The organism is Pelagovum pacificum, assembly GCF_016134045.1.
GTDB classification, from domain to species: Bacteria; Pseudomonadota; Alphaproteobacteria; order Rhodobacterales; family Rhodobacteraceae; genus Oceanicola; species Oceanicola pacificus_A.
The window spans coordinates 1,740,079-1,760,843 of the sequence record NZ_CP065915.1; the positions used below are offsets into that span (position 1 = coordinate 1,740,079).

At 67.1% G+C, this 20,765-nt stretch carries 22 protein-coding genes and 1 pseudogene; 11 read left to right on the top strand and 12 right to left on the bottom strand.

The window, feature by feature from the left end; genetic code table 11:
* Positions 1–14: 14 nt before the first annotated feature.
* From I8N54_RS08590 to I8N54_RS08610, 5 genes are read right to left on the bottom strand one after another with little or no spacing between them, the layout of a single operon-like run.
* A complete protein-coding gene (locus I8N54_RS08590) occupies positions 15–1,196 on the bottom strand; it encodes a molybdopterin molybdotransferase MoeA (protein ID WP_140192959.1) in 1,182 nt (393 codons plus the stop codon).
* Entirely contained in the window at positions 1,193–1,666 is a 474-nt protein-coding gene (moaC, locus tag I8N54_RS08595; protein ID WP_140192958.1) for a cyclic pyranopterin monophosphate synthase MoaC, read from the bottom strand. Before moaC ends, I8N54_RS08590 begins: the two co-directional genes overlap by 4 nt.
* Positions 1,667–2,476, bottom strand: a complete 810-nt coding sequence (gene trpC / locus I8N54_RS08600) for an indole-3-glycerol phosphate synthase TrpC (protein ID WP_140192957.1) — start codon at positions 2,474–2,476, stop codon at positions 1,667–1,669. It lies immediately after the preceding gene.
* Positions 2,473–3,492 (bottom strand): anthranilate phosphoribosyltransferase, encoded by a 1,020-nt coding sequence (trpD, locus tag I8N54_RS08605; protein WP_140192956.1) that lies wholly within the window; start codon positions 3,490–3,492, stop codon positions 2,473–2,475. Before trpD ends, trpC begins: the two co-directional genes overlap by 4 nt.
* On the bottom strand, positions 3,489–4,070 hold the full coding sequence (locus I8N54_RS08610) for an anthranilate synthase component II (protein WP_140192955.1): 582 nt from the start codon (positions 4,068–4,070) through the stop codon (positions 3,489–3,491). Before I8N54_RS08610 ends, trpD begins: the two co-directional genes overlap by 4 nt.
* A 127-nt stretch (positions 4,071–4,197) precedes the next feature.
* Between I8N54_RS08610 and I8N54_RS08615 the strand changes: the two genes are divergently transcribed.
* Together I8N54_RS08615 and I8N54_RS08620 are read left to right on the top strand one after the other, a co-directional pair.
* On the top strand, positions 4,198–5,706 hold the full coding sequence (locus I8N54_RS08615; RefSeq protein WP_140192954.1) for a divergent polysaccharide deacetylase family protein: 1,509 nt from the start codon (positions 4,198–4,200) through the stop codon (positions 5,704–5,706).
* A 173-nt stretch (positions 5,707–5,879) separates the two neighbouring features.
* On the top strand, positions 5,880–6,485 hold the full coding sequence (locus tag I8N54_RS08620; protein WP_140192953.1) for a hypothetical protein: 606 nt from the start codon (positions 5,880–5,882) through the stop codon (positions 6,483–6,485).
* A 3-nt stretch (positions 6,486–6,488) separates the two neighbouring features.
* Here the strand turns inward: I8N54_RS08620 and trpE are convergent, their stop codons facing one another.
* Genes trpE through I8N54_RS08635 form a run of 3 tightly spaced genes read right to left on the bottom strand, consistent with a single transcriptional unit; the run spans position 6,489 to position 11,069 of the window.
* On the bottom strand, positions 6,489–8,003 hold the full coding sequence (gene trpE, locus I8N54_RS08625; protein ID WP_140192952.1) for an anthranilate synthase component I: 1,515 nt from the start codon (positions 8,001–8,003) through the stop codon (positions 6,489–6,491).
* Between the two features lie 2 nt (positions 8,004–8,005).
* Positions 8,006–9,844 (bottom strand): peptidylprolyl isomerase, encoded by a 1,839-nt coding sequence (locus I8N54_RS08630; protein WP_140192951.1) that lies wholly within the window; start codon positions 9,842–9,844, stop codon positions 8,006–8,008.
* 55 nt (positions 9,845–9,899) lie between these two features.
* Positions 9,900–11,069, bottom strand: a complete 1,170-nt coding sequence (locus tag I8N54_RS08635) for an aminotransferase (protein WP_140192950.1) — start codon at positions 11,067–11,069, stop codon at positions 9,900–9,902.
* A gap of 95 nt (positions 11,070–11,164) precedes the next feature.
* Between I8N54_RS08635 and I8N54_RS08640 the strand changes: the two genes are divergently transcribed.
* Positions 11,165–11,596: a PaaI family thioesterase gene (locus I8N54_RS08640; RefSeq protein WP_140192949.1), complete on the top strand. Its 432-nt coding sequence runs from the start codon at positions 11,165–11,167 to the stop codon at positions 11,594–11,596.
* Here the strand turns inward: I8N54_RS08640 and I8N54_RS08645 are convergent.
* On the bottom strand, positions 11,593–11,805 hold the full coding sequence (locus tag I8N54_RS08645; RefSeq protein WP_140192948.1) for a DUF1127 domain-containing protein: 213 nt from the start codon (positions 11,803–11,805) through the stop codon (positions 11,593–11,595). The genes I8N54_RS08640 and I8N54_RS08645 overlap by 4 nt on opposite strands.
* A gap of 92 nt (positions 11,806–11,897) precedes the next feature.
* On the opposite strand from I8N54_RS08645, the gene I8N54_RS08650 reads away from it, so the two are divergent.
* Complete coding sequence (locus I8N54_RS08650) at positions 11,898–13,283, top strand: aminotransferase-like domain-containing protein (protein WP_140192947.1); 1,386 nt, start codon at positions 11,898–11,900, stop codon at positions 13,281–13,283.
* Here the strand turns inward: I8N54_RS08650 and I8N54_RS08655 are convergent.
* Positions 13,280–13,879: a DedA family protein gene (locus I8N54_RS08655; protein WP_197097448.1), complete on the bottom strand. Its 600-nt coding sequence runs from the start codon at positions 13,877–13,879 to the stop codon at positions 13,280–13,282. The genes I8N54_RS08650 and I8N54_RS08655 overlap by 4 nt on opposite strands.
* On the bottom strand, positions 13,876–14,256 hold the full coding sequence (locus I8N54_RS08660; RefSeq protein WP_232790453.1) for a hypothetical protein: 381 nt from the start codon (positions 14,254–14,256) through the stop codon (positions 13,876–13,878). The genes I8N54_RS08655 and I8N54_RS08660 overlap by 4 nt, the downstream gene beginning before the upstream one ends.
* Positions 14,257–14,479: 223 nt before the next feature.
* On the opposite strand from I8N54_RS08660, the gene rplM reads away from it, so the two are divergent.
* The 7 genes and pseudogenes from rplM (at position 14,480) to I8N54_RS08695 (ending at position 20,165) form a co-directional block, all read left to right on the top strand.
* A complete protein-coding gene (gene rplM / locus I8N54_RS08665) occupies positions 14,480–14,944 on the top strand; it encodes a 50S ribosomal protein L13 (protein WP_140192945.1) in 465 nt (154 codons plus the stop codon).
* Positions 14,944–15,444: a 30S ribosomal protein S9 gene (rpsI, locus tag I8N54_RS08670; protein ID WP_140192944.1), complete on the top strand. Its 501-nt coding sequence runs from the start codon at positions 14,944–14,946 to the stop codon at positions 15,442–15,444. Before rplM ends, rpsI begins: the two co-directional genes overlap by 1 nt.
* A 91-nt stretch (positions 15,445–15,535) precedes the next feature.
* Complete coding sequence (locus I8N54_RS08675; protein ID WP_140192943.1) at positions 15,536–16,213, top strand: sulfotransferase family protein; 678 nt, start codon at positions 15,536–15,538, stop codon at positions 16,211–16,213.
* 12 nt (positions 16,214–16,225) lie between these two features.
* Positions 16,226–16,906, top strand: coding sequence for a GDSL-type esterase/lipase family protein (locus I8N54_RS08680; protein WP_197097446.1), 681 nt, complete (start codon positions 16,226–16,228; stop codon positions 16,904–16,906).
* A gap of 306 nt (positions 16,907–17,212) precedes the next feature.
* A pseudogene (locus I8N54_RS08685) lies at positions 17,213–18,064 on the top strand (ABC transporter permease); the annotation flags it as partial.
* 209 nt (positions 18,065–18,273) lie between these two features.
* On the top strand, positions 18,274–19,086 hold the full coding sequence (locus I8N54_RS08690) for an ABC transporter permease (RefSeq protein ID WP_140192941.1): 813 nt from the start codon (positions 18,274–18,276) through the stop codon (positions 19,084–19,086).
* The gene (locus tag I8N54_RS08695; protein WP_140192940.1) at positions 19,083–20,165 is read left to right on the top strand and encodes an ABC transporter ATP-binding protein; all 1,083 of its coding nucleotides are present in this window, start codon (positions 19,083–19,085) and stop codon (positions 20,163–20,165) included. The genes I8N54_RS08690 and I8N54_RS08695 overlap by 4 nt, the downstream gene beginning before the upstream one ends.
* A gap of 30 nt (positions 20,166–20,195) precedes the next feature.
* On the opposite strand, the gene I8N54_RS08700 is transcribed toward I8N54_RS08695, so the two are convergent.
* Complete coding sequence (locus I8N54_RS08700; protein WP_140192939.1) at positions 20,196–20,711, bottom strand: acyloxyacyl hydrolase; 516 nt, start codon at positions 20,709–20,711, stop codon at positions 20,196–20,198.
* Between the last annotated feature and the right edge of the window lie 54 nt (positions 20,712–20,765).

Here is a 20,765-nt window from a genome sequence, read left to right on the forward strand (position 1 = left end):
GTTCCCGTTTTGTGTCAACCACCTGTCGACAAGTCGATGTATTCGACAGTCTCGCCGGCCTGTCGCGCCGGGTCATGCGGCGGCCTCACCAGCAGGGCATTCGCATCGGCCAGCACGGTCAGCAGCGCGCTGTCCTGGCGCTCGAATGCCGCGATGCCATCCCCGTCACGGCGGGCTCGCATGTAATGCTCGCGGGGGCCGTTCTCGGGGAGCGGCGCAGTCAGGGTCGCACGGATTCGAGGCGCCGGCGCGGCCTTTCGGCCGAGGTAGCAAGCGATCATGGGCAAGATGAAGATATGCCCGCAAACCATTGCAGAGACGGGGTTTCCGGGAAGTCCGACCAGCGCCATGTCGCTAAGCCGACCCGCCATCAGCGGTTTTCCCGGACGCATCGCGATCTTGTAGAAGGACCGCTCGAGACCCAAGTTCGACGCCGCTTCGCCGACCAGATCATGATCGCCGACGGATGCACCGCCGATCGTCACCACAAGGTCCGCACCCTCGGCCAGCGTCAGTGCAGCTTCGAGCGAGCCGAGGGTGTCCTTCGCGATCGGCAACAACCTCGGCTCCGCACCGGCGCGTGCAAGCAGAGCGTGCAGACCATAGCTGTTCGAGGCGACAATCTGGTCGGGACCGGGGTCTTCTCCCGGTTGAACCAGCTCATCACCCGTCGGGAGTATGGCGACCACCGGCCGCTTTCTGACGGGGACCGTCGCATGGTTCATTGCAGCGATCAGAGCGATGTCGGACGGCGTGAGGAGGCGGGGCGACAGCTCATCCCCTGTGTGAAAGTCGCCTCCCAACGGTCTGACGTAAAACGCTTCGTCCAGAGAATGCCCTAACGTAATGGAGTCGCCGTCGCGTTCGGCATCCTCCTGGATCACGACGCGATCCGCTCCTTCGGGAACCGGGGCTCCGGTGAAGATGCGAACCGCTTCACCGCTTGAGACTGAGCCGGAGAACGCGCGTCCGGCCGCTGCTTCGCCGATCACCCGGAAGCTCGCACCGGGGCGCACTTCGGAGGCGATCACCGCGTAACCGTCCATCGAAGACGCCGCGAATGGAGGCTGATTACGACGGGCCGTGAGGGGCTCGGCAAGCTGGCGACCGCAGGCCGCTGTAAGGGGAACGGTCTCGATGTCGGTCGGCTCGACCAGCGCGAAGAGTTGGTCGAGCGCCTCGGCGACCGAAATCATCGCGTATACCGGCCCGACTTCCCGCCCTCTTTCAGAACGAGCTGCAAGCCACCGATTTCCATATCTTTCTGTGCGGCCTTCACCATGTCATAGATCGTCAAGGCCGCCGTCGAGACGGCGGTCAGCGCTTCCATCTCGACGCCCGTCTGGCCAGACGTCTTGACGGTCGCCGTGATGCGGATGCCGGGAAGCGCCGGATCAACCTCGAGCTCGATCGCGACCTTGCTCAGCGGCAGCGGATGACAAAGCGGGATCAGGTCGGCAGTCTTCTTGGCCCCCATGATCCCGGCCAGCCGCGCGACGCCGAGAACGTCCCCCTTGCCGGCCTCGCCGTCGCGGATCATGGCGAGCGTGCTGTCGGACATCTTCACCCATCCCTCGGCGACGGCGAGGCGGGCGGTGCTCGCCTTGTCGGACACATCGACCATGTGGGCCTGTCCGGACTCGTCGAAGTGGGTGAGCTTTGCCATCTAAAGCCCTGCAGGCATTAGGGGATTGCCGATCAGCTCTCGCGTTGCGGCAGCCACGTCTTCCTGCCGCATCAGGCTCTCGCCGATGAGGAAGGCGCGGGCGCCGTAGCGCGCGAGGGCGGACAGATCGTCGGGATTGAAGAGCCCGCTTTCGGAGATGATGAGCTTGCCCGGCGGCACCAGCCGCGCGAGCGTGCGCGTCGTGTCGAGCGTCGTCTCGAAGGTCTTCAGATCGCGGTTGTTGATCCCGACGAGCGGGGTTTCGAGGACACTGGCACGCTCCAGCTCCTCTTCGTTGTGCACTTCGACAAGCACATCCATGCCCCAGCCGAACGCAGCGTCCTCGAGCTCTTTCGCCTGAGTGTCGCTGACCGAAGCCATGATGATGAGGATGCAGTCGGCCCCGATGCTCCGCGACTCGGCGACCTGGTAGATGTCGTAGATGAAGTCCTTGCGCAGCACCGGCAGATCGACGGCGGCACGGGCCGCGACGAGGAAGTCCTCGTGCCCCTGGAAGGACGGGCCGTCGGTGAGGACGGACAGGCAGGCCGCACCGCCTTCGGCATAGGCGCGGGCATGGGCTGGCGGATCGAAATCCTCTCGAATCAGTCCCTTGGAGGGCGAAGCTTTCTTGATCTCGGCGATCAGGCCATAGCCGGTCTGGCACGCGTTGGTCAGCGCCTCGGCGAAGCCGCGTGGCGCATCGGCAGCGCGCGCGGCGGCCTCCACATCGGCGAGCGGCGTCGCCTCCTTGCGGGCCGCGACTTCCTCCAGCTTGTAAGCCTTGATGCGGTCGAGAACGGTGCTCATGCAGCCTCTTTCGTGATTTTCGCGAGGGTTTCGACAGCGCTAAGCGCCTTGCCGGAGTCGATACTTTCCGCAGCGATCTCAACCCCTTCGGGGAGAGTATTCGCGCGGTCCGCAATGACCAGTGCGGCAGCCGCGTTCAACAGGACCGCGTCGCGGTAGGCGCCCGCTTCGCCAGTCAGCAGCGCACGCAGGGCCGCGGCGTTGTCTTCGGGCGTGCCGCCGACAATGTCCTTGAACGGGTGGACCGGCAGCCCGGCGTCCTCGGGGTGGATCTCGCGGCTGGTGATCTTGCCATTCTCCAGCGCGGCGACGGCGGTGGGGCCGCAGATCGTGATCTCGTCCGTGCCGTCGCTGCCATGAACGAGCCAGGCCTTCTCGGACCCGAGCTGCTGGAGCGTCTCCGCCATCGGGTGGATGAGGTCGGGCGCGAAGGCACCGGTGAGCTGACGCTTCACGCCGGCGGGATTCGTCAACGGCCCCAAGATGTTGAAGATCGTCTTGCATCCGAGTTCGAGCCGGACGGGACCTACATGCTTCATCGCCGGATGGTGCATCGGGGCCATCATGAAACCGATCCCGGCTTCAACGAGGGACCGCTCGACCACCTCCGCGCCGACCATGACGTCGATGCCGAGCACACTCTGCACGTCGGCGGTGCCGGACTTCGACGACAGGTTGCGGTTGCCGTGCTTGGCGACCGGCACGCCCGAACCTGCGACGACGAAGGCCGTCGCAGTGGAGATATTCAGAGTGTGCTTGCCGTCACCGCCGGTGCCGACGATGTCCATTGCGCCGTCGGGCGCCTTCACCGGCACGCAATGGGCGCGCATCACGGCGGCGGCGGCGGCATATTCGGAGACGGATTCGCCGCGTGCCCGCAGCGCCATCAGGAAACCCCCGACCTGTGCGGGCGTCGCCGCGCCTTCGAACAGATAGCCGAACGCTTCCTCCGCCTGAGAGCGCGACAGCGGACCTTCCGAGGCCGCGAAGATCAGGGGCTTCATGGCGTCGGTCATGCGGGCACCGGGATGCGAGAGAGGAAGTTCTTCAGCATGTCATGCCCGTGCTGGGACGCGATGCTCTCCGGGTGGAACTGCACGCCCTCGATCGGCAGCTCCCGGTGGGCGAGACCCATGATCGTGCCGTCGTCGAGCTCTGCGGTGACTTCGAACTCCGCCGGGAGGGTCGCACGGTCGACAATCAGCGAATGATATCGCGTCGCCTCGAGCGGGCTCGGCAGGCCGGCGAAGACGCCTTTGCCCTCGTGCCGGATCGAGCCGAGCTTGCCGTGGACGATCTCGTGGCATCGCACGACATCGCCGCCGAAGGACTGGCCGATCGCCTGATGGCCAAGGCAGACGCCGAACAGCGGCGTGCGCGTCTCGGCGGCGGCCTCGATCAGGGAGAGGCAGATGCCGGCACTGTCCGGGGTGCCGGGACCGGGCGACAGCACGATCGCGGAGGGCGACATGGACATGGCCTGCTGCACGTCGAGCGCATCGTTGCGCTTGACCACGACAGACGCGCCGAGCTCCCCGAGATAATGCATCAGGTTGTAGGTAAAGCTGTCGTAATTATCGATGAGCAGCAGCATATCGGGCCGGTCGGAATTGGGGGCTACCGTAACCATGTGGAAAAACGGTATGATCGGGGCCATACATGGGCCGCAAAGCGCTCGCGCGTCAAGGTCCGCAGGCAGTTAAGGGCAGGTCGAACAGGTCATGTGGCAGGGCTTCTTTTCCGGTGCGCTGTGGGGCGTTCTCGTATCCGCGGTGGGCGTCTCGGTAAGCTCCCTCATGGGGCCGCCGCCCGGCTCGACCGAGCCGCCGCAGCCGCCCCAGGTCGAGGGGCCCGAGATGTCGGGCACCACCAGCGACGCACCAGAGGGTGCCGACGTCACCTCCGCCGATCTCGGCGAGGCGCCGGGCGGGATGGAGGCTCCTGCCGTCTCTTCGCCCGAGTCTGACGGCGCGCCGACCGCCAACACAGCCGACCCCGAACGCCCGGCCGCGGAGGCGGACATGGCAGAACTCAGCGCTCCGGCAGCCGGGGGCGAGACGGGTGTCGAGTCCGCCACCGAAGAGCCCGTCCTGCCGCCACCGCAAGCCTCCGGTCCGGAGGAGCCCGCCCCGGAGAGCGACATCGCCGTCTCGACCGAGCCCGCACCACCGCCACAGGCGGACGAACCGGAAGAGGTCGCTGAGGAAACTGTCGAGGACCCGGTCGAAGAATCCCCCCCGGCAGCGGTCGAAGGGCCGACTCAGCCCGAACAGGACCTCGCGGAGGCCGACGCCCCGGACGAGGAGGCACCGGAGGCTGCGACGTCCTCGGATGTGCCGCTCGTCGTGGACATCGTGCCTGATACGGACACGGCTCCGGAAAGTGACGACGACACGGACACATCTGAGGCCGATGCGGACGCGCCAGCGGCCACCGAGGCTGAGGAAGACGCCCCCGCATCCTCCCGCTTCGCGCTGTCGTCGGAAACCGGGAACACGCTTCCGGGTCAGGCCGTCGGCGAGGAGGAGGCGGTGACCGTCACGGTCGACGACGACATGCCAGCGCTCGAAGCGCACGCCATGCCGTTCAACGCGGACGGCCGTCCGATGATGTCGATCGTGCTGCTGGACGAAGGCGGGCTGCGCGACGCGATCCCGGCGCTCGGTCAGTTGCCGGTGCCGGTCACGGTGGTCGTCGATCCGACCCGCGACGGCGCGGCAGAAGCCGCCTCCGCCTACCGGGCCGCGGGGTTCGAAGTCGGCGTTCTGTCGCCCGTTCCCGAGGGCGCCACGCCGCAGGACGTCGAAGTGGCGATGCAGTCGGCGCTGTCGGAAGTGCCCGAGTCGGTGATCCTTCTCGACGCGGGGAGCGGCCTGCAATCCAACCGCGAAGCGAGCGACCAGGCAACCGAGATCCTCGCCACAGACGGTCGCGGCCTCGTCACCCTGTCGAGCGGTCTGAACGCGGGCGTGCGCTCCGCCGAGCAGGCCGGTGTGCCCGCCGCAGTGGTCTACCGCGACCTCGACGCCGACGACGAGGAAGCCCGCGTCGTGCGTCGCTTCCTGGAACAGGCGGCGTTCCGGGCACGGCAGGAAAGCGGGGTCGTTGTTCTTGCCCGGGTCCGCCCCGATACGGTGTCCGCTCTGATCCTGTGGGGGACGGAGGCAGCCTCGGGCGCAGTCCAGATCGTGCCGGTCTCGACCCTGCTGACCGCAGACGCCGCAGAGTAGGTGAGCTTCACCGCTCAACGCCCTGAAATCGCGATAGTTATCCGATAACATTCGCCTCGTCATGCGATAGCGAACCGTCGAGATTGGTTAGCTGTCGGCTTGTGTCCAGTTTGCCTCCCAGAAGGCCGCTGCCCCCTGCTCGGGCAGGCCGCCCCAACGGGAAGGATGTAGACATGAGCATAGGCTCGACTTCGGACCTCGGCGCTCGCCGCGCCGGCCCCCGCAACCGCCAACGCCTCGCTGCCGCCGTCGGTGTGTCGTCACCCCCCGTCCGCCGTGCGCCGGCCGACGCGGTGCAGGTGTCGGTCCGGGCCGGGCAGGAGGTGCGGCTCTGGTTTCCGGGTTGGGACCTGTTCGTGGGGGCACCGGGGCAGGCCGTCTCCGTCATCGGCGGCACCGCCGGGCGCGGGACACAGGTCCTTGTCGATCTCGATGCCGTTGCGCGGTTCGAGATCGTGCTGGTCAGTGGCGAGAGCGACCGTGACCTGCGCAAGGGGGATGTGATCCGCCTGCGACGGGTCGGCGGTCCTTCGGCGGGGGACGAGCTTTGCCTGTCGCGGGAGAGCTGGGACCACGCTGTTCACAGCGCGCCGTACCAGAAACAGCAGCACGATGCCTTCGCATGGCGGATTGCGGCCGCGCCGCGCGGCGCCGTGGACGGCTCCGTCGTGTTGGAGAGCGTCGCCGACCCGCGCTGGTCGCTGGCCCCCTACAAGGGTCTGCTGGAGGTCACCTCGAACGAGGCGGACCGCTCCGCCATCCGCTTTCGCGCGGACTGAGCTCTAGCGGTTGCCGTCGCCGCGGAAGACAGAGGCATCTTCCGCCGCGCGCCGGATGGCGTTCGACTTGTGCACCGTCTCCATATACTCGGCCTCCGGGTCGCTGTCGTAGACGACGCCGCCCCCGGCCTGGATATAGAGGGTTTCATCCTTCAGGACCGCCGTGCGCAGGGCGATGCACATGTCCATGTCGCCGCCCGCGCTGAAATAGCCGACGCCACCGCCGTAGACGCCGCGTTTCTCGGGCTCCAGCTCGTCGATGATCTCCATCGCGCGAACCTTGGGCGCACCGGAGACGGTGCCGGCGGGCAGGCCCGCGAGCAGGGCGGAGAGCGCGTCATGCTCCTCGTCCAACTCGCCGATGACGTTGGAGACGATGTGCATCACGTGGCTGTAGCGCTCGACGATGAACTGCTCGGTCGGCTCGACCGTGCCGATCTTGGCGACCCGGCCGACGTCGTTGCGGCCGAGGTCGAGAAGCATGAGGTGCTCCGCCAGTTCCTTCTTGTCGGCCATCAGGTCGACTTCGTTCGCCTTGTCCTGCGCGGGCGTGGCGCCGCGCGGACGGGTGCCGGCGATCGGGCGGATCGTCACCTCGCGCCCGAAGACCCGGACGAGGATCTCGGGGCTGGCCCCGATGACCTGGAAGCCACCGAAGTTGAAGAAGAACATGAATGGCGACGGGTTCGTCCGGCGCAGCGAGCGATAGAGCGCGAAGGGCGGCTCGCGGAAGTCCTGCGCCCAGCGCTGTGACGGGACGACCTGGAAGATGTCGCCGGCGCGGATATATTCCTTCGCCGTCTCGACCGCCGCCTTGTAGCCCTCTTTGGTGAAGTTCGACACCGGCGGCCCTGCCGGCGTCGTGTCTCCAAGGGACCGCCCGGCCAGAGCAGCAACCGGACGGTCCAGCGCGCGTTGCGCATCCATGACCCGCTCCGCCGCCTGCGCATAGGCGGCGCGCGCCGACAGGCCGGAGCCGGCCCAGGCGGGAGAGCAGAGAATGACTTCGCCCTTCACCCCGTCGAGAACCGCGACCACCGAGGGGCGCAGCATCATCGCGTCGGGCAGACCCAGCGTATCGGGCGGGCAGTTCGGCAGGCGTTCGACCAGCCGGATCATGTCGTAGCCGAGATACCCGAAAAGCCCGGCGGACGCCGCCGGCAGGCCGTCGGGAATGTCGATCCGGCTCTCGGCGAGGACGGCACGCAGCGTGTCGAGCGGTGAGCCCGAAAGGTCTTCCCACGCCTCGTCGTCGTAGCGGGCGGCCCGGTTGATCCGCGAGGTCTCGCCCCGGCATTCCCATAGCAGGTCGGGGTTCATCCCGATCATCGAGTAGCGGCCGCGGACTTCGCCGCCGGTCACGCTCTCCAGCATGAAGGAATGTTTGCCGGCCGCCGACAGCTTCAGCATCAGCGACACGGGCGTGTCGAGGTCGGCGGCGAGCCGGGTGTAGACCAGCTGGTTCGCACCGGCCTCGTAGCCGGCGCGGAAGGTCTCGAACTCGGGAACCAGCGCCATGGTCAGCGGAACGAGGCGTTGACGGAATTGACCGCCGCTTCGTCGATGCGGACGTCCGTGCGGGTCTGGACGGAGCGTGCGAAGGTCTCCATCACTTCCTGCTGGATGCCCTGCTGTGCCTGCTCCGCGAACTGCTGCACCTCGTTGTCGAGCGTGTCGTCCTCCGGGTCGGCAGGGGTCACGGCCGACAGCCGCACGACCACTGCGCCTTCGCCGTTCGGCAGCGCCTGCGTTTCGCCCTCGGCCATGTCGAACACTTCGCCGAGGAAGCCGGGCGGCGTGCCACCGACGACTCCGCGCCGGTCGAGGCCGGTCTCGGCGGCCGGGGCGGGCATGTCATCGGTAAAGCCCTCTTCAGCCACGCGGTCGGCCAGTTCCTCGGCATAGGTGATGACGCGTGCGGCGGTCTCCGTCGCGGTCCAGGCGGCGGCGACATCCTCGCGGGCCTCTTCGAACGGGATCGGCTCGGGCGCGCGGACCTCGTCGACGCGCAGCGCGAAGACACCGCCGTCGCTCAGCTCGAGAAGCTCGGGGAAGTCCTCGGGCGCGGCCTCGTCGGCGGCGTTGCGGAACTCGGCATAGGCGGCGATGCCGTCCTCGGTCCCTTCGGAATAGTCGATCGTTCCGAGTTCGAGGTCGGTGCGTTCCGCCAGGTCCTCCATCGAGGCGCCGCCGGCGATCAGGTCGGTGATGCCCTCGGCGGATCCCTCGATCACCTGACGCGCGCGGACACTGCCCAGCTCTTCCGACAGCTCCTCGCGGGCCTCCTCGAACGGGGTCTCCTGCGCGGCGAGCACGGCGTTGACGCGGAACAGCGCGGGGCCGAGATCGGTCTCGAACGGGCCGACGACTTCGCCGGTATCGGCGGCGAAGACACCTTCACCGGCCGCGCCGAGCTCATCCTCGCCCATGTCGCCGAGGTCGATGTCGGCGAGCGAGAGGCCACGCTCGGTCACCAGCCCGTCGAAGTCCACCTCGTCCCGCTCCAGTCGGTCGAACGCCGCCTGCGCGGCCTCGTCGTCGCGGAACACCAGCCGCTCCACCAGCCGGCGTTCGGGGCGGACGTAGTCGCTCATCCGCTGCTCGTACATGTCGCGCAGCGCCTCTTCATCGAGGTCCAGCTCGTCGGCGATCATGGCTGGCGTGAGCGAGACATAAGTGATCGACTTCGTCTCGGGACGCGTGAACTGGTCGATATTCTCGTCATAGAACGTCTGAAGCTGTTCGTCCGACGGTTCGGCCACCGGCTCTTCCAGGTCATCGGCGGTCACTTCGATCCACTCGAAGCTGCGGGTCTCGCCAAGGTAGGCGGCGACCGTATCCGCATAAGGTTCTGGTGCGGGAATACCGGTGGACACGGCGCGCTGCAGAAGCTCGCGGGAGAGCGTGTCGCGCAGGCCGTTCTCGTATTCCGTTTCGCTCAGGCCGTTGCTGTTGAGCGTCATGCGGTAAGCCTCGCGGTCGAAACTGCCGTCGAGGCCACGGAACGGCGCGGCGGAGCGGATCGCGGCGGCGACGCGGTCATCCCCGACGGAGATGCCGAGCTGCGCCGCCTCGTTCTCCAGCGTGCGCCGCTGGACGAGGGACGAAAGCACCATCCGGTCGAGGCCGAACGCCTCCACCTCGGCAAAGCCGAGCGATGTGCCGGTCTGCTGCTGAAGCTGGTTGATCTGGCGGTTCAGTTCCCGCGCATAGTCCTGGATCGGGATGTCCTTTTCGCCGGCGGAGCCGAGCGAGCGGGAGGTTCCCGAAAGGTTGGTCGCCCCGAAGCCGATCAGACCGAAGAACAACAGCGCGAGAATGACCCACGTCGCTACGGATTTCGCGGTTTTCTTGGCCATCTCTTCCTCTGGTTTCTCCTCGTGCCGGCCTTCCTATGGCGGGCACGGTCCGGGATCAAGTCGGGCGCGTCGCCGACAGGCGCTGCGCGAGCTCGGCGATGCCGGCCCGGTCGACGTTGGCGAAGGCGATGCGCATCTCGCGCGCGCCCGCCGGGTCGTTGTCGGGGCGGAACATGGTGCCCGGCAGCATCAGCACGCCGGCCGTCTCCACCAGCCACTTCGCGGCCTGGTCGGAGGGCATGTCATAGGGATGCTCGACATAGGCGAAATAGGCACCGCAGCCGAGAAGCCGCCAGCCGGACAGGGTGGTCAGCGCCGCTTCCATCGCCATGCGCCGGTCCAGCACCTCGTCCCGCTCGGAGGCGAGCCACTGGCCGAGGTTGCGCATCCCCCAGAGCGCGGCTTTCTGGCCGACCTGCGGCGCGCAGATCGACACGGTGTCGAGGAACTTCTCCACTTCCGAAAGCAGCTCGGGTCGGGCGACCATCGCGCCGGTGCGATGGCCGGTCAGCCGGAACGCCTTGGAGAAGGAGTAGAGCTGCACCAGCGTGTCGGGCCAGTCGGGGTCGGTGAACAGGTCGTGCGGCGGCGTCGGGCGGCTGTCGAAGTCACGGTAGGTCTCGTCCAGCACCAGCGTCAGCCCGCGAGAGCGCGCCAGCTCGAAGAAGGCGCGCACCAGTTCGGCGGGGTATTCCACGCCGCCGGGATTGTTCGGCGTGACCAGCACGATGGCCTTCGTGCGCTCGGTGATGAGGCTCGCCGCTTCCTCCGGATCGGGCAAGAGACCCGCGCGGCAGGGCAGCGGGACGAGGCCGAGCCCCTCCATCTGAAGCCACATCGCGTGGTTGAAGTAGAACGGCACAGGCAGCAGCACCTCGTCGCCCTCGTTGCAGAGCGCCGAGATCGCCGCAGTGAAGGCCTGGTTGCAGCCTGCGGTGATCGCCACCTGGTCCGGGCGGACGATACCGCCGTAGTCCCGCGTCCAGGTCTCTGCGATCTCGGTGCGCAAATCCGGGAGGCCAAGCACCGGACCGTAGAGATGCGAGGAGGTGTCGTTCATCACCATCTCCGCCATCGCCTGCCTAAGCGGTTCGGGCGGCGGCTCGACAGGCGCGGCCTGGCTGACGTTCAGGAGTGGCCGGTCTTCGGAGAAGACGGCGTCGAGGACCCAACGGCGGGCCTCCATCACGGGCGGGGCGAAGGTCTGTTCGGTGCGCGAGCTCATGTGGTCTTTTCAACTGCAAGGGCAGGCGGCGCAAGGGCATCCATTGCGCTCGTTTTCCTGACGGGCGACACCTTGGGCCGAATGGAGGGTCAGACATGGATCTGAAGCTGGATGCAGAAGCGCTCACCGCGTTCCTGGAGCGCCATTTCACCCAGGTCGCCGACCAGTTCGAGATCGTGAGCGTCGCGCCGATGGAGCTCGACCTGCGGCTCAACGTGACGGAGCAGCACCTGCGTCCGGGTGGCACCGTGTCGGGCCCGGCGATGTTCGCGCTCGCCGATGTCGCGGTCTATCTGTCCATACTGTCAATGATCGGCCCTGTGGGCCTTGCGGTCACGACCAACTGCTCGATCGACTTCATGCGAAAACCTGCGGCGGGGCAGGACCTCATCGCGTCGGTGCGCCTTTTGAAGCTCGGCCGGGCGCTGGCGGTCGGCGACGTGCTGATCCGATCGGTCGGGGTAGAGGATCCGGTCGCGCGGGCGAGCCTGACGTACTCGCTGCCGCCCGCGCGACCCTCGGCCTAGCGCCAGAAGGGCTCGTTCGATTCGGACTCGGCCTCGAACCGGGTGAGGCCGATGTCACGAAGCTGATCGTCGTTCAGCCGCTTGAGGTCGCGCCGTGTCTTTCGGCGCACTTCCCACGCCATCGCCACGACCGTCAGCTTGTAGAGCACGGCAGTCATCGGCGGCAGGCCGGATTGCGCGGGAAGCTGGTGGATCGTCTGCATGGCCATGGTGGACCTCGTTTGTATTGATACAATTTCTGAGTTGTGATAGTGAAATCCTGATACAAAGCGGATTGTGCGCCGTCCAAGGAAGAATTGTGATGAATACAATTTGGTCTCCTGATCTCTCTGACGGCGCGAGCGGCCCGAAGTATCAGGTCCTGCTGCGCAAGCTCCGCTGTGCCGTGGACACCGGCGATCTGCCCGTCGGACATCGCCTGCCGCCGGTGCGGGAGCTGGCGTTCCAGATCGGCGTGACGCCGGGCACCGTCGCGCGCGCCTACCGCACCGCCGTCGAGGAGGGGCTGCTCGAAGCGCGCGTCGGGCGCGGCACCTTCGTCGCGGGGGCGGGCATGGCCGAGGTCCGGCTGGACCCGCCGCTCTACGATGCGGCACCGGACGGGATCGTGGATTGCCGAAGCGTACAGGTGCCCGATGTCGGACAGTCGCCCGCGTTGGAAGAACTCTGGCAGCGCGCCTCGACCGAGGGAATCCTGAACTACCCGGTGGACGAGGATGACGCCGCCTTCCGCTCCGCCGTGATCGACCTCGTCGGGCAGGCGCATCTTGGCGTGGCGGACGCCGACGACGTCACGGTCTCGTTCGGTGCGCAGCACGGCGTGCTGCTCGTGCTGCAGCACCTGATCGCGGGGCCGCATCCCGCCATCCTGACGGAGGATCTGTCCTATCCCGGCGTGCGCCGGGCCGCCGCGCTCCAGCGTGCGGCGGTGCGGGGCGTGGCGATGGACCAGCACGGGCTGATCCCCGAAGCGCTCGACGAGGCCTGCTTCAAGACCGGCGCGCAAATCCTTGTCACGTCGGCGGAAGTCCACACGCCGACCACGATCCGCACGCCGGACTGGCGCAAGGCGCAGCTGGTCGAGGTCGCCCGCAAGCATCGCCTGCACATCGTGGAGGACGATTGCCATCGCCTCGCCGATGCGGGCGCGCCGAGCTATCGCAAGCTCTACCCGGAGCGGAGTTGGTACGTCGGCTCCCTGTCGAAATCCGTCGCCTCGGGTCTCAGGCTCGGCTACATTGTCGGGCCGCGCGGGGACGGGCCGGGGCAGCGGCGCGCGGCGGCTGCGAACTTCTACGGGATTCCGACGCCCTTCATCCGCTACGGGGAGCTGATCCTGACCTCCGGCCTTGCCGAGCAGACCCGCGCCAAGGTGCTCGAGGCGACACGGACGCGGGTCGGCCTCGCGATGTCGCGGCTCGGTCACTGGCGCATCGACTCGCGCCCCGAAGTGCCCTTCGTCTGGCTGACGCTGCCGTCAGGATGGCGGGCGGCCCGCTTCCTCGTCGCCTGCGAAAGCGCCGGGATCCGGATCAAGCCGGCCGACGAATTCGCGCTGAGCGACACCGGCGCGCCCCATGCCGTACGGCTGACAGTTAACGCACGGATGCCCGACAGCGCCTTCTCGGACGCGATGGCGCGGATCGACGGCCTGCTCGCCCGACCGCCGCACGACATGGAAGGCTAGGGCGCCGAGTTCCGCACATTGTCCCGGTGCCGCCCGAACAGCCAGACACCCAGCGCGACCGTGGCGAACCCCGCGCCGATCAGCATGATGACGTCGAACGCGAGGTCAGACGCGGCCTCCAGCGTTCCGGTGAAGACGTAACCGAGGCCGAGGTAGATCGACAGCCAGACGATCTCTCCCGCCGTGCCCCATGCGACGAACTGCACCCAGCGCTTGCCCGACGCGCCGGCGGCAAAGTTCACGTAAGGACCGAGCGGCGAGAACAGCCACCGCGACAGGAAGATGAAGACGCCGCCCCGCCGCGCCAGCGCCTCCCGCGCGCGCTCGATCGCGGCAGCGCGCCGGCCGAGCCGACGTGCCAGTCCAGTGCCCCCCTTGCGCCCCAGCAGGAACATCGCGTTGTCGCCGAGCCAGAGCCCGGCGAACGCCGCCACCACCACCGTCCAGAGCACGAGGTCACCGGCCGAGGCAAACCCGCCCGCCGCCAGCAGCAGCGCCGAGGCCGGGATCGGCAGCGCGAAGCAGGACAGGAAAATCGCGAGCGCAAGCAGCGGCGGCCCGTAGAGCGGGACGAGGGTCAGAAGCCATTCGGTCACTGGTCGGGCTGCTCCCCATCGGCGGAGAGGCGGGCGATGGCAGCGTCGACCTCGGCGATGATCTGCTCCACGGGAACACCGCGCGCCGCGGCATGTTCGGCCAGCGTGCGGGGACCGTCGCGGCCGGGCAGGGGCAGTCCGGCCGCGATGTCGAGCTCCTGGGGGCTGAGTCCGTGCATGTGAGCGATCAGGCGCATGGTCATCCAGGGTTCGACCGGGCGCGGACCGTGGGGTTGCCAGTGCATCGCGTCGATCAGAACCTGCACGGCGAAGAACCCGGTCAGCAGCAGCGCGACCGCGAACAGAAAGGCCGCCCGGGGGCGTCGGCGGAAGGTCAGGATCAGGCGCTCCGGCAGCATCTGGGTCACGGTCCTCAACGAGTCATGTCGACCTTACCGTCGCGACCTGGCGCGCGACAGTGACGAAACGGCGCAACAGAAGTGGGGTAAATAAATACCGTAATTGCAAGTCACTGTTTTACAATGATTTATACGCGCGTAGCGGCCTTGACTGGCGCGCCGCGATGCTTATAACCCGGCCATCCGAATGACATCGCGCGTCTCTTTACCGGGGCGCGCTTCGCTTATCTCAGGAAGACCGATGAAAACCTACACCGCGACCCCGGCGGACATCGACAAGAAATGGATCGTGATCGACGCCGAAGGCGTCATCCTCGGCCGTCTCGCCTCGATCGTCGCCATGCGTCTGCGCGGCAAGCACAAGCCGAGCTTTACGCCCCACATGGACATGGGTGACAACGTCATCGTCATCAACGCCGACAAGGTTCAGCTCACCGGCAACAAGCGGATGAAGCCGAACTACTGGCACACCGGCTACCCGGGCGGCATCAAGTCCCGCACGACCGGCCAGATCCTCGAGGGTGACCACCCCGAGCGCGTGGTGATGCAGGCCGTCAAGCGCATGCTTCCCGGCAACCGCCTGTCCCGCAAGCAGATGACCCACCTGCGCGTCTTCGCCGGTGCCGAGCACGGCATGGATGCCCAGAAGCCCGAGGTTCTGGACGTCAAGTCCATGAACAAGAAGAACACGAGGACCGCGAAATAATGGCCGATCAAGTCACCTCTCTCGAAGAGCTCGGCCAGGTCGCCGAAGGCCTGCCCGCCGCCGAGCCCGAAACGCCCCGTGAGCCCGTCCGCGACGAGTACGGCCGCTCCTACGCGACCGGCAAGCGCAAGGACGCCGTCGCGCGCGTCTGGATCAAGCCGGGGTCCGGCAAGTTCCTGATCCGCGACAACAAGGGCAACTTCATCGACTACACGAAGTACTTCGCCCGTCCGGTGCTGCAGATGATCCTGCGCCAGCCGTTCCAGGTTGCCGGCGTCGAAGGCCAGTTCGACGTGCAGGCCACCGTCAAGGGCGGCGGCCTCTCCGGTCAGGCCGGTGCGGTCAAGCACGGCATCTCCAAGGCGCTGCAGCTCTATGATCCGTCGCTGCGCGGTGCTCTGAAGGCCGCCGGCTTCCTCACCCGCGACAGCCGCGTGGTCGAGCGGAAGAAGTACGGCAAGGCCAAGGCCCGCCGGAGCTTCCAGTTCTCCAAGCGCTGATCCGCTTGCGACATCGCGAAGGGCAGGGCCGGTCACGCCGGTCCTGCCCTTTGTTTTTCGCGGATACTGTTTTCACGGAAGGATGTGTCGCGTGATCGTCTGCCACCCGCACCGGCTGATCTACCTGAAGACCCGGAAGGTGGCCGGAACCTCGTTCGAGATCGCCCTGTCGGGCGCGTGCGGCCCGGAATGCATCATCACGCAGATCTCGCCTCGCGACGAGGAGACGCGACAGGCGCTCGGCCTGCCGGGACCGCAGAACCATACGGCTGTCCGGAACGGGTCGCTCGTCCGGTTCTACAACCACATGCCCGCCGCCGAGGTGCGCGCCGCGCTGCCGGCGGAGGTCTGGGAGGGCTACCGCAAGATCGCGATCGTGCGGAACCCGTTCGATGCGGCGATCTCTCTCCATTACTGGCACGGCGGGCACCGGAAGGGCGTACCCTTCGACCGGTTCGTCGCCGAGAGTTCCGAGCTCGAGGACACGTTGCGGATCGCGCCGCTCGACGGGCCGGACCGGATCGACCGGCACCTGCGCTACGAGGCGCTCGCCGATGAGCTGGCGGCCATCGGGCTGTCCTCGGTGGCCGAGAGGTTCGACGGCATCCGCACCAAGGCCGGACGCCGCCCCGCAACGGGCGCGTCGGTTCATGAAATATACCGGAAGTTCCCGCAGGCTGCCGACATCGTGGCGGATCGTTGCCGGGCCGAGATCGCGGCCTTCGGATACGCCCGCCCCGGGGATGGCGCTTCGCGGGAACTCGATTAGAAAGAAACGATGATGAAACTGACATTCACAGCCGGCCTCATTCTGGCCCTCACCGGATGCGGAGGAGGACTTGGCTCCATCAGCGCGATGCCCTTCGACACCAGCCAGCCGATCCGCACCGCCGGCGCGGCGACGCCCGACATGACCAACCGATTCACGCCCGACACGCAGATCGTCATGCTGGGCGACAGCATCACCGCCGGGGGCGACTGGCAGGAGTATTTTCCCGCCGCCCGCATCACCAACCGAGGAATCAGCGGCGATTCGACCGATGACATCCTTGAGCGGATGGACGGCGTCCTGTCGGACGGACCGGAGGTGACCTACCTCATGGTCGGCATCAACGACGTCTACAACGGCGCGTCCTCGGACGAGATCTATGCGAATTACGTGCAGATCGTCGACATCCTGCAGGCCGCCGGCAGCGATGTGGTGCTGAACAGCACGCTCGAGTGCAGCGCCTCGGCCTGTGGGGCGGAGAAGCTCGCCACGGTGCGCGCGCTGAACGAGCGGCTGGTCGCGCTCGCCGCGGCCCGGGGCTTCGACTACATCGACATGAATGCCGAGTTCTCCGGCCCATCGGGCCTGCTGGCGGAAAACACGTTCGACGGCGTGCATATGAACGGGCAGGCCTACATGCGGTGGGTCGGGCTGATCGGCGATCACATGTCGTCGGTCGGGCTGCGGTCCTGACCGGAGGCGCCCGTGACCTCGGCCCGATCCAGCGGAGCGCGCTGACGCGCGCACCCGATCAGCCCTCCCTTGCGGTCGGGCGGAAAAGGGGGCTGTCTGCCCCCTCCGGGCCTGCGGCCCGTTCACCCCCGAGAGGTATTTGAGGCCAGATGAGCGAGCCTTGGGGCGCCCCTCGGGCACAGGGCGCCGCAACTTGATGCAATCGCGCGCCGCGCGGCCTTCCCTTGGGAGGGATATGGAAATTTCCCATTGTCCTTTCCGGTCACACATTGAAGCATGGCGGCGGACGACGGGAGACGGGCACGTATGAACCTGAGGCTGGACCGGGACCAGAGAAGCAGCGCGCTCCTGCTGTCTCCGCCGTTCCTCTATGCCGTGGTGCTGCTGGCGCTGCCGATCGTGGCAGTGCTGCTGTTCAGCTTCTGGACGCAGGATTTCCTCGACATCGACCGGACGTTCACGCTGTTGAACTACAACGACGCGCTGACCCAGCCGATCTACCGCACGCTGATCCTGCGTAGCCTGCTGATCTCGGCCAGCGTTACCGCGATCACAGTTCTGCTGGCCTTTCCGATCGCCTATTACGTCAGCTTCGCCGTGCCACCGCACCGGAAGTCGCTGTGGCTGTTCCTGATCACGATCCCGTTCTGGACCAGCTACCTGATCCGGGTGTTCCTGTGGAAGGTGATCCTCGGCTACAACGGCGTGCTCAACACCTCTCTGCAGGGCGTGGGGCTGATCGACGAGCCGCTGACCTTCATCCTCTACAACGCCAACGCCGTGGTCATCACACTGGCCCATGCCTTCGCACCCTTCGCGATCCTGCCGATCTTCGTCTCGCTCGAGAAGATCGACCGGGCGCTGCTGGAGGCGAGCCGCGACCTCGGCGAGAGCCGGGTGACCACCTTCTTCCGGGTGACGCTGCCGCTGGCGATGCCGGGCGTGGTGGCGGCGATCCTGATCGTCTTCATCCCCACGATCGGCGACTACGTCACGCCCGAGCTGATGGGCGGCGCGGGTGGCAAGCTGATCGCCAACATGATCCAGACCCAGTTCTTGGCGCTCAACAACGCACCGCTCGGCGCGACGCTGGCGCTCATCGCGATGCTCTGCGTCGGGCTGGTGCTGCTCTGGCTTTTCTCGCGGCTCAGGCTCTGGACCTGGCTCGGGGAGCGGGGTCACTCCGCACTCGCCGGGGCGGGGCTGGTCGCCGCGCTGATGGTGGCCGAGTACGCGCTGCTGATGGCGGTCCTCTGGATCGTGCCGGGGGCGTTCGGTCTGCCGGCGACGTGGCTCACCATCGCGGGGGTCATCATCCTGACCTCCGGGATCGTCTTCGCGCGCCTGCCGCGGGGAAGGTGGGGCGTATGAGGTTCAGCTGGCTCGGTCTCTACGCGGTTCTCTACCTCGTCTTCCTCTATGCGCCCGTGGTGCTGCTGCCGATTTTCGCCTTCAACGACGGCACGATCATCGCCTTCCCGCTGCAGGGCTTCACGACCGAGTGGTTCGGGGAGCTCGGCCGCACGGCGGCACTGCATGACGCGGTGCAGGCCAGCCTGCTGATCGCGGTGACCTCGGCAATCCTGGCGACCTGCCTTGGCATGTGCGCCGCGCGGGCCAGCACGATGTCCCGCTTTCCCGGCAAGCAGGGGGCCATCGGATTCGTGATGATCCCGCTGGTGCTGCCCGAGATCATCGTCGCGGTGTCTCTCCTGATCGTGGTGCGGCAGGTGCTTGGCCTGTCACTGTCGAACTGGACGATCATCCTCGCCCACACGCTGATCTGCGTTCCATTCTGCATCGCGGTGCTGAACGGCGCGTTCCAGAACCTGGATCCGTCGATGGAGGAAGCGGCGATGGACCTCGGCGAAAGCCGCTGGGGCGCGTTCCGCAAGATCACGCTGCCGCTGGTCGCGCCGGGGATTGTCTCCTCGCTGCTGATCTCCTTCACCATCTCGCTCGACGAGTTCATCATCGCCTTCTTCCTCAGCGGCAACACTCCCACCATGCCGGTCTATATCTGGGGCCTGTTGCGCTTCCCGGAGAAGCTGCCGGTGGTCATGGCGCTCGGCACCATCCTCGTCGCGCTGTCGGTGATCCTGCTGACCATCGCCGAATATTTCCGTCGTCGCGGCCTCGCGCGGGCGGGCCTGAAAGACACCGGAGGTTTCCTGGGATGAGCCTGATCTCGCTCGAGGGCGTGCACAAGTACTACGGCGACTACCACGCGCTGCGCGGCATCGACCTCAAGATCGCCCAGGGCGAGTTCTTCTCGCTGCTCGGGCCCTCGGGCTGCGGCAAGACCACGCTGCTGCGCACCATCGCGGGGTTCGAGGATGTCACCGACGGGATCCTCAAGATCGACGGCCGCGACATGCGGCGTGTCCCTGCGAACCATCGTCCGACCAACATGGTGTTCCAGAGCTACGCGATCTTTCCGCATCTCTCGGTCGCCGAGAACGTCGGCTTCGGCCTGCGGCGCGATCCCCGGAGCCGGGCGGAGAAGGTCCGCGCGGTGGGCGAGGCGCTGGAGATGGTGGGCCTTGCCGGGTACGGCGAGCGGCGGGCGCATGCGCTGTCGGGCGGCCAGCGGCAGCGAGTGGCGCTCGCGCGCTCGCTGATCCTGAAGCCGAAGGTCCTGCTGCTGGACGAGCCGCTGTCGGCGCTCGACAAGAAGATGCGCGAGCAGATGCAGGTCGAGCTTATCAAGCTGCAGCGCGAGGTCGGGATCACCTTCATCCTTGTCACCCACGACCAGGAAGAGGCGCTGGTGATGTCCGACCGGATCGCGGTGATGTTCGAGGGCGCCATCGGCCAGCTGGGCGATCCGGAATCGCTCTACCGGCGTCCGAACAGCCGCCGGGTGGCGGGTTTCATCGGGATGATGAACTTCCTCGACGGCCGGGTCGGCTCCGCCGGTCCGACCATCGCGGTCGATGTCCGTGGCCTCGGCCGGGCTGAGGTTCCGGCGGAGCAGGCGCCCGGCGGTGTGGCCGAGGGGGACGTCACGATCGGCATCCGGCCCGAGACGCTGTCTATCCTGTTCGAGGGCGAACAGTCCGAGCGGCGCGTGGTCGACGGTGTGGTGGACGAAGTCGTCTATTACGGCGACATGACCTATTACGACGTGCGGGTCGACGGGCTGGACCAGCCGCTCAACATCTCGATGAAGAACCTGATCGGGCGTCCCGTGCTCGATGTCGGGACGCCGACGCGGATCGCGTGGGATGAACGGTCGCTGGTGCTGCTGGACCGGTAGGATGGGGCAGGCCCCATCCTGTGCCCGGCATCAGTTCAGCGGGATCGAGTAGCGCACGCCCCAGGTCTCGAGCCCCGGGTTCAGCTCCCGGATGTCGCCGTTCGAGCGGTGGTCGTAATAGACGCCGAGCCGCGAGCCGCCGAAGAACTCGTAGCTGAGGCCGAGGGACGAGCGGAACTGCAGCCCGCCGCCGAGGTCCTCGCCCTGGCCCATCGAATAGTAACCCGGCATCAGCGAACCTTCCGCCACCACGCCCGTGTTGAAGAGCGCGACATCGCTGCGCACGCCGAAGCCGATCCAGCTGCTGTTCTCGGCCGTGGTCGACACGCCGACAACCGGCTGGAACGGCCCGTAAGACGTGTGGATCGCGTAGTCGAGGTAGACTTCGCTCGAGATCGTCTCTTCCTGGAAATCCACCGCGCCCAACTGGAACGACAGCCGCTCGGTCGCGGCTTCCGGTGCGATGCAACCGCCCTGTGGGCAGTGGTTCACGCCCATGTCGGTAAAGCTCATGATGAGGTAGATCAGCGCGATCTTGCCATCCATCTTGATTCTCCTGCTCGTTTGTTTTGTGGCAGGCTAACCGCTGCGGGGGGCTTG

What these genes read in the sequence shown, in the direction of transcription:
- I8N54_RS08590 (WP_140192959.1), bottom strand. Translation starts at nt 1,196, where the DNA reads ATGATTTCGGTCGCCGAGGCGCTCGACCAACTCTTCGCGCTGGTCGAG.
- I8N54_RS08680 (WP_197097446.1), top strand. Translation starts at nt 16,226, where the DNA reads ATGAAACTGACATTCACAGCCGGCCTCATTCTGGCCCTCACCGGATGC.
- I8N54_RS08645 (WP_140192948.1), bottom strand. Translation starts at nt 11,805, where the DNA reads ATGGCCATGCAGACGATCCACCAGCTTCCCGCGCAATCCGGCCTGCCG.
- I8N54_RS08635 (WP_140192950.1), bottom strand. Translation starts at nt 11,069, where the DNA reads ATGAGCTCGCGCACCGAACAGACCTTCGCCCCGCCCGTGATGGAGGCC.
- trpD (WP_140192956.1), bottom strand. Translation starts at nt 3,492, where the DNA reads ATGACCGACGCCATGAAGCCCCTGATCTTCGCGGCCTCGGAAGGTCCG.
- moaC (WP_140192958.1), bottom strand. Translation starts at nt 1,666, where the DNA reads ATGGCAAAGCTCACCCACTTCGACGAGTCCGGACAGGCCCACATGGTC.
- trpC (WP_140192957.1), bottom strand. Translation starts at nt 2,476, where the DNA reads ATGAGCACCGTTCTCGACCGCATCAAGGCTTACAAGCTGGAGGAAGTC.
- I8N54_RS08610 (WP_140192955.1), bottom strand. Translation starts at nt 4,070, where the DNA reads ATGCTGCTGCTCATCGATAATTACGACAGCTTTACCTACAACCTGATG.
- I8N54_RS08690 (WP_140192941.1), top strand. Translation starts at nt 18,274, where the DNA reads ATGAGGTTCAGCTGGCTCGGTCTCTACGCGGTTCTCTACCTCGTCTTC.
- rpsI (WP_140192944.1), top strand. Translation starts at nt 14,944, where the DNA reads ATGGCCGATCAAGTCACCTCTCTCGAAGAGCTCGGCCAGGTCGCCGAA.
- I8N54_RS08700 (WP_140192939.1), bottom strand. Translation starts at nt 20,711, where the DNA reads ATGGATGGCAAGATCGCGCTGATCTACCTCATCATGAGCTTTACCGAC.
- I8N54_RS08650 (WP_140192947.1), top strand. Translation starts at nt 11,898, where the DNA reads ATGAATACAATTTGGTCTCCTGATCTCTCTGACGGCGCGAGCGGCCCG.
- rplM (WP_140192945.1), top strand. Translation starts at nt 14,480, where the DNA reads ATGAAAACCTACACCGCGACCCCGGCGGACATCGACAAGAAATGGATC.
- I8N54_RS08620 (WP_140192953.1), top strand. Translation starts at nt 5,880, where the DNA reads ATGAGCATAGGCTCGACTTCGGACCTCGGCGCTCGCCGCGCCGGCCCC.
- I8N54_RS08630 (WP_140192951.1), bottom strand. Translation starts at nt 9,844, where the DNA reads ATGGCCAAGAAAACCGCGAAATCCGTAGCGACGTGGGTCATTCTCGCG.
- I8N54_RS08615 (WP_140192954.1), top strand. Translation starts at nt 4,198, where the DNA reads ATGTGGCAGGGCTTCTTTTCCGGTGCGCTGTGGGGCGTTCTCGTATCC.
- I8N54_RS08695 (WP_140192940.1), top strand. Translation starts at nt 19,083, where the DNA reads ATGAGCCTGATCTCGCTCGAGGGCGTGCACAAGTACTACGGCGACTAC.
- I8N54_RS08640 (WP_140192949.1), top strand. Translation starts at nt 11,165, where the DNA reads ATGGATCTGAAGCTGGATGCAGAAGCGCTCACCGCGTTCCTGGAGCGC.
- trpE (WP_140192952.1), bottom strand. Translation starts at nt 8,003, where the DNA reads ATGGCGCTGGTTCCCGAGTTCGAGACCTTCCGCGCCGGCTACGAGGCC.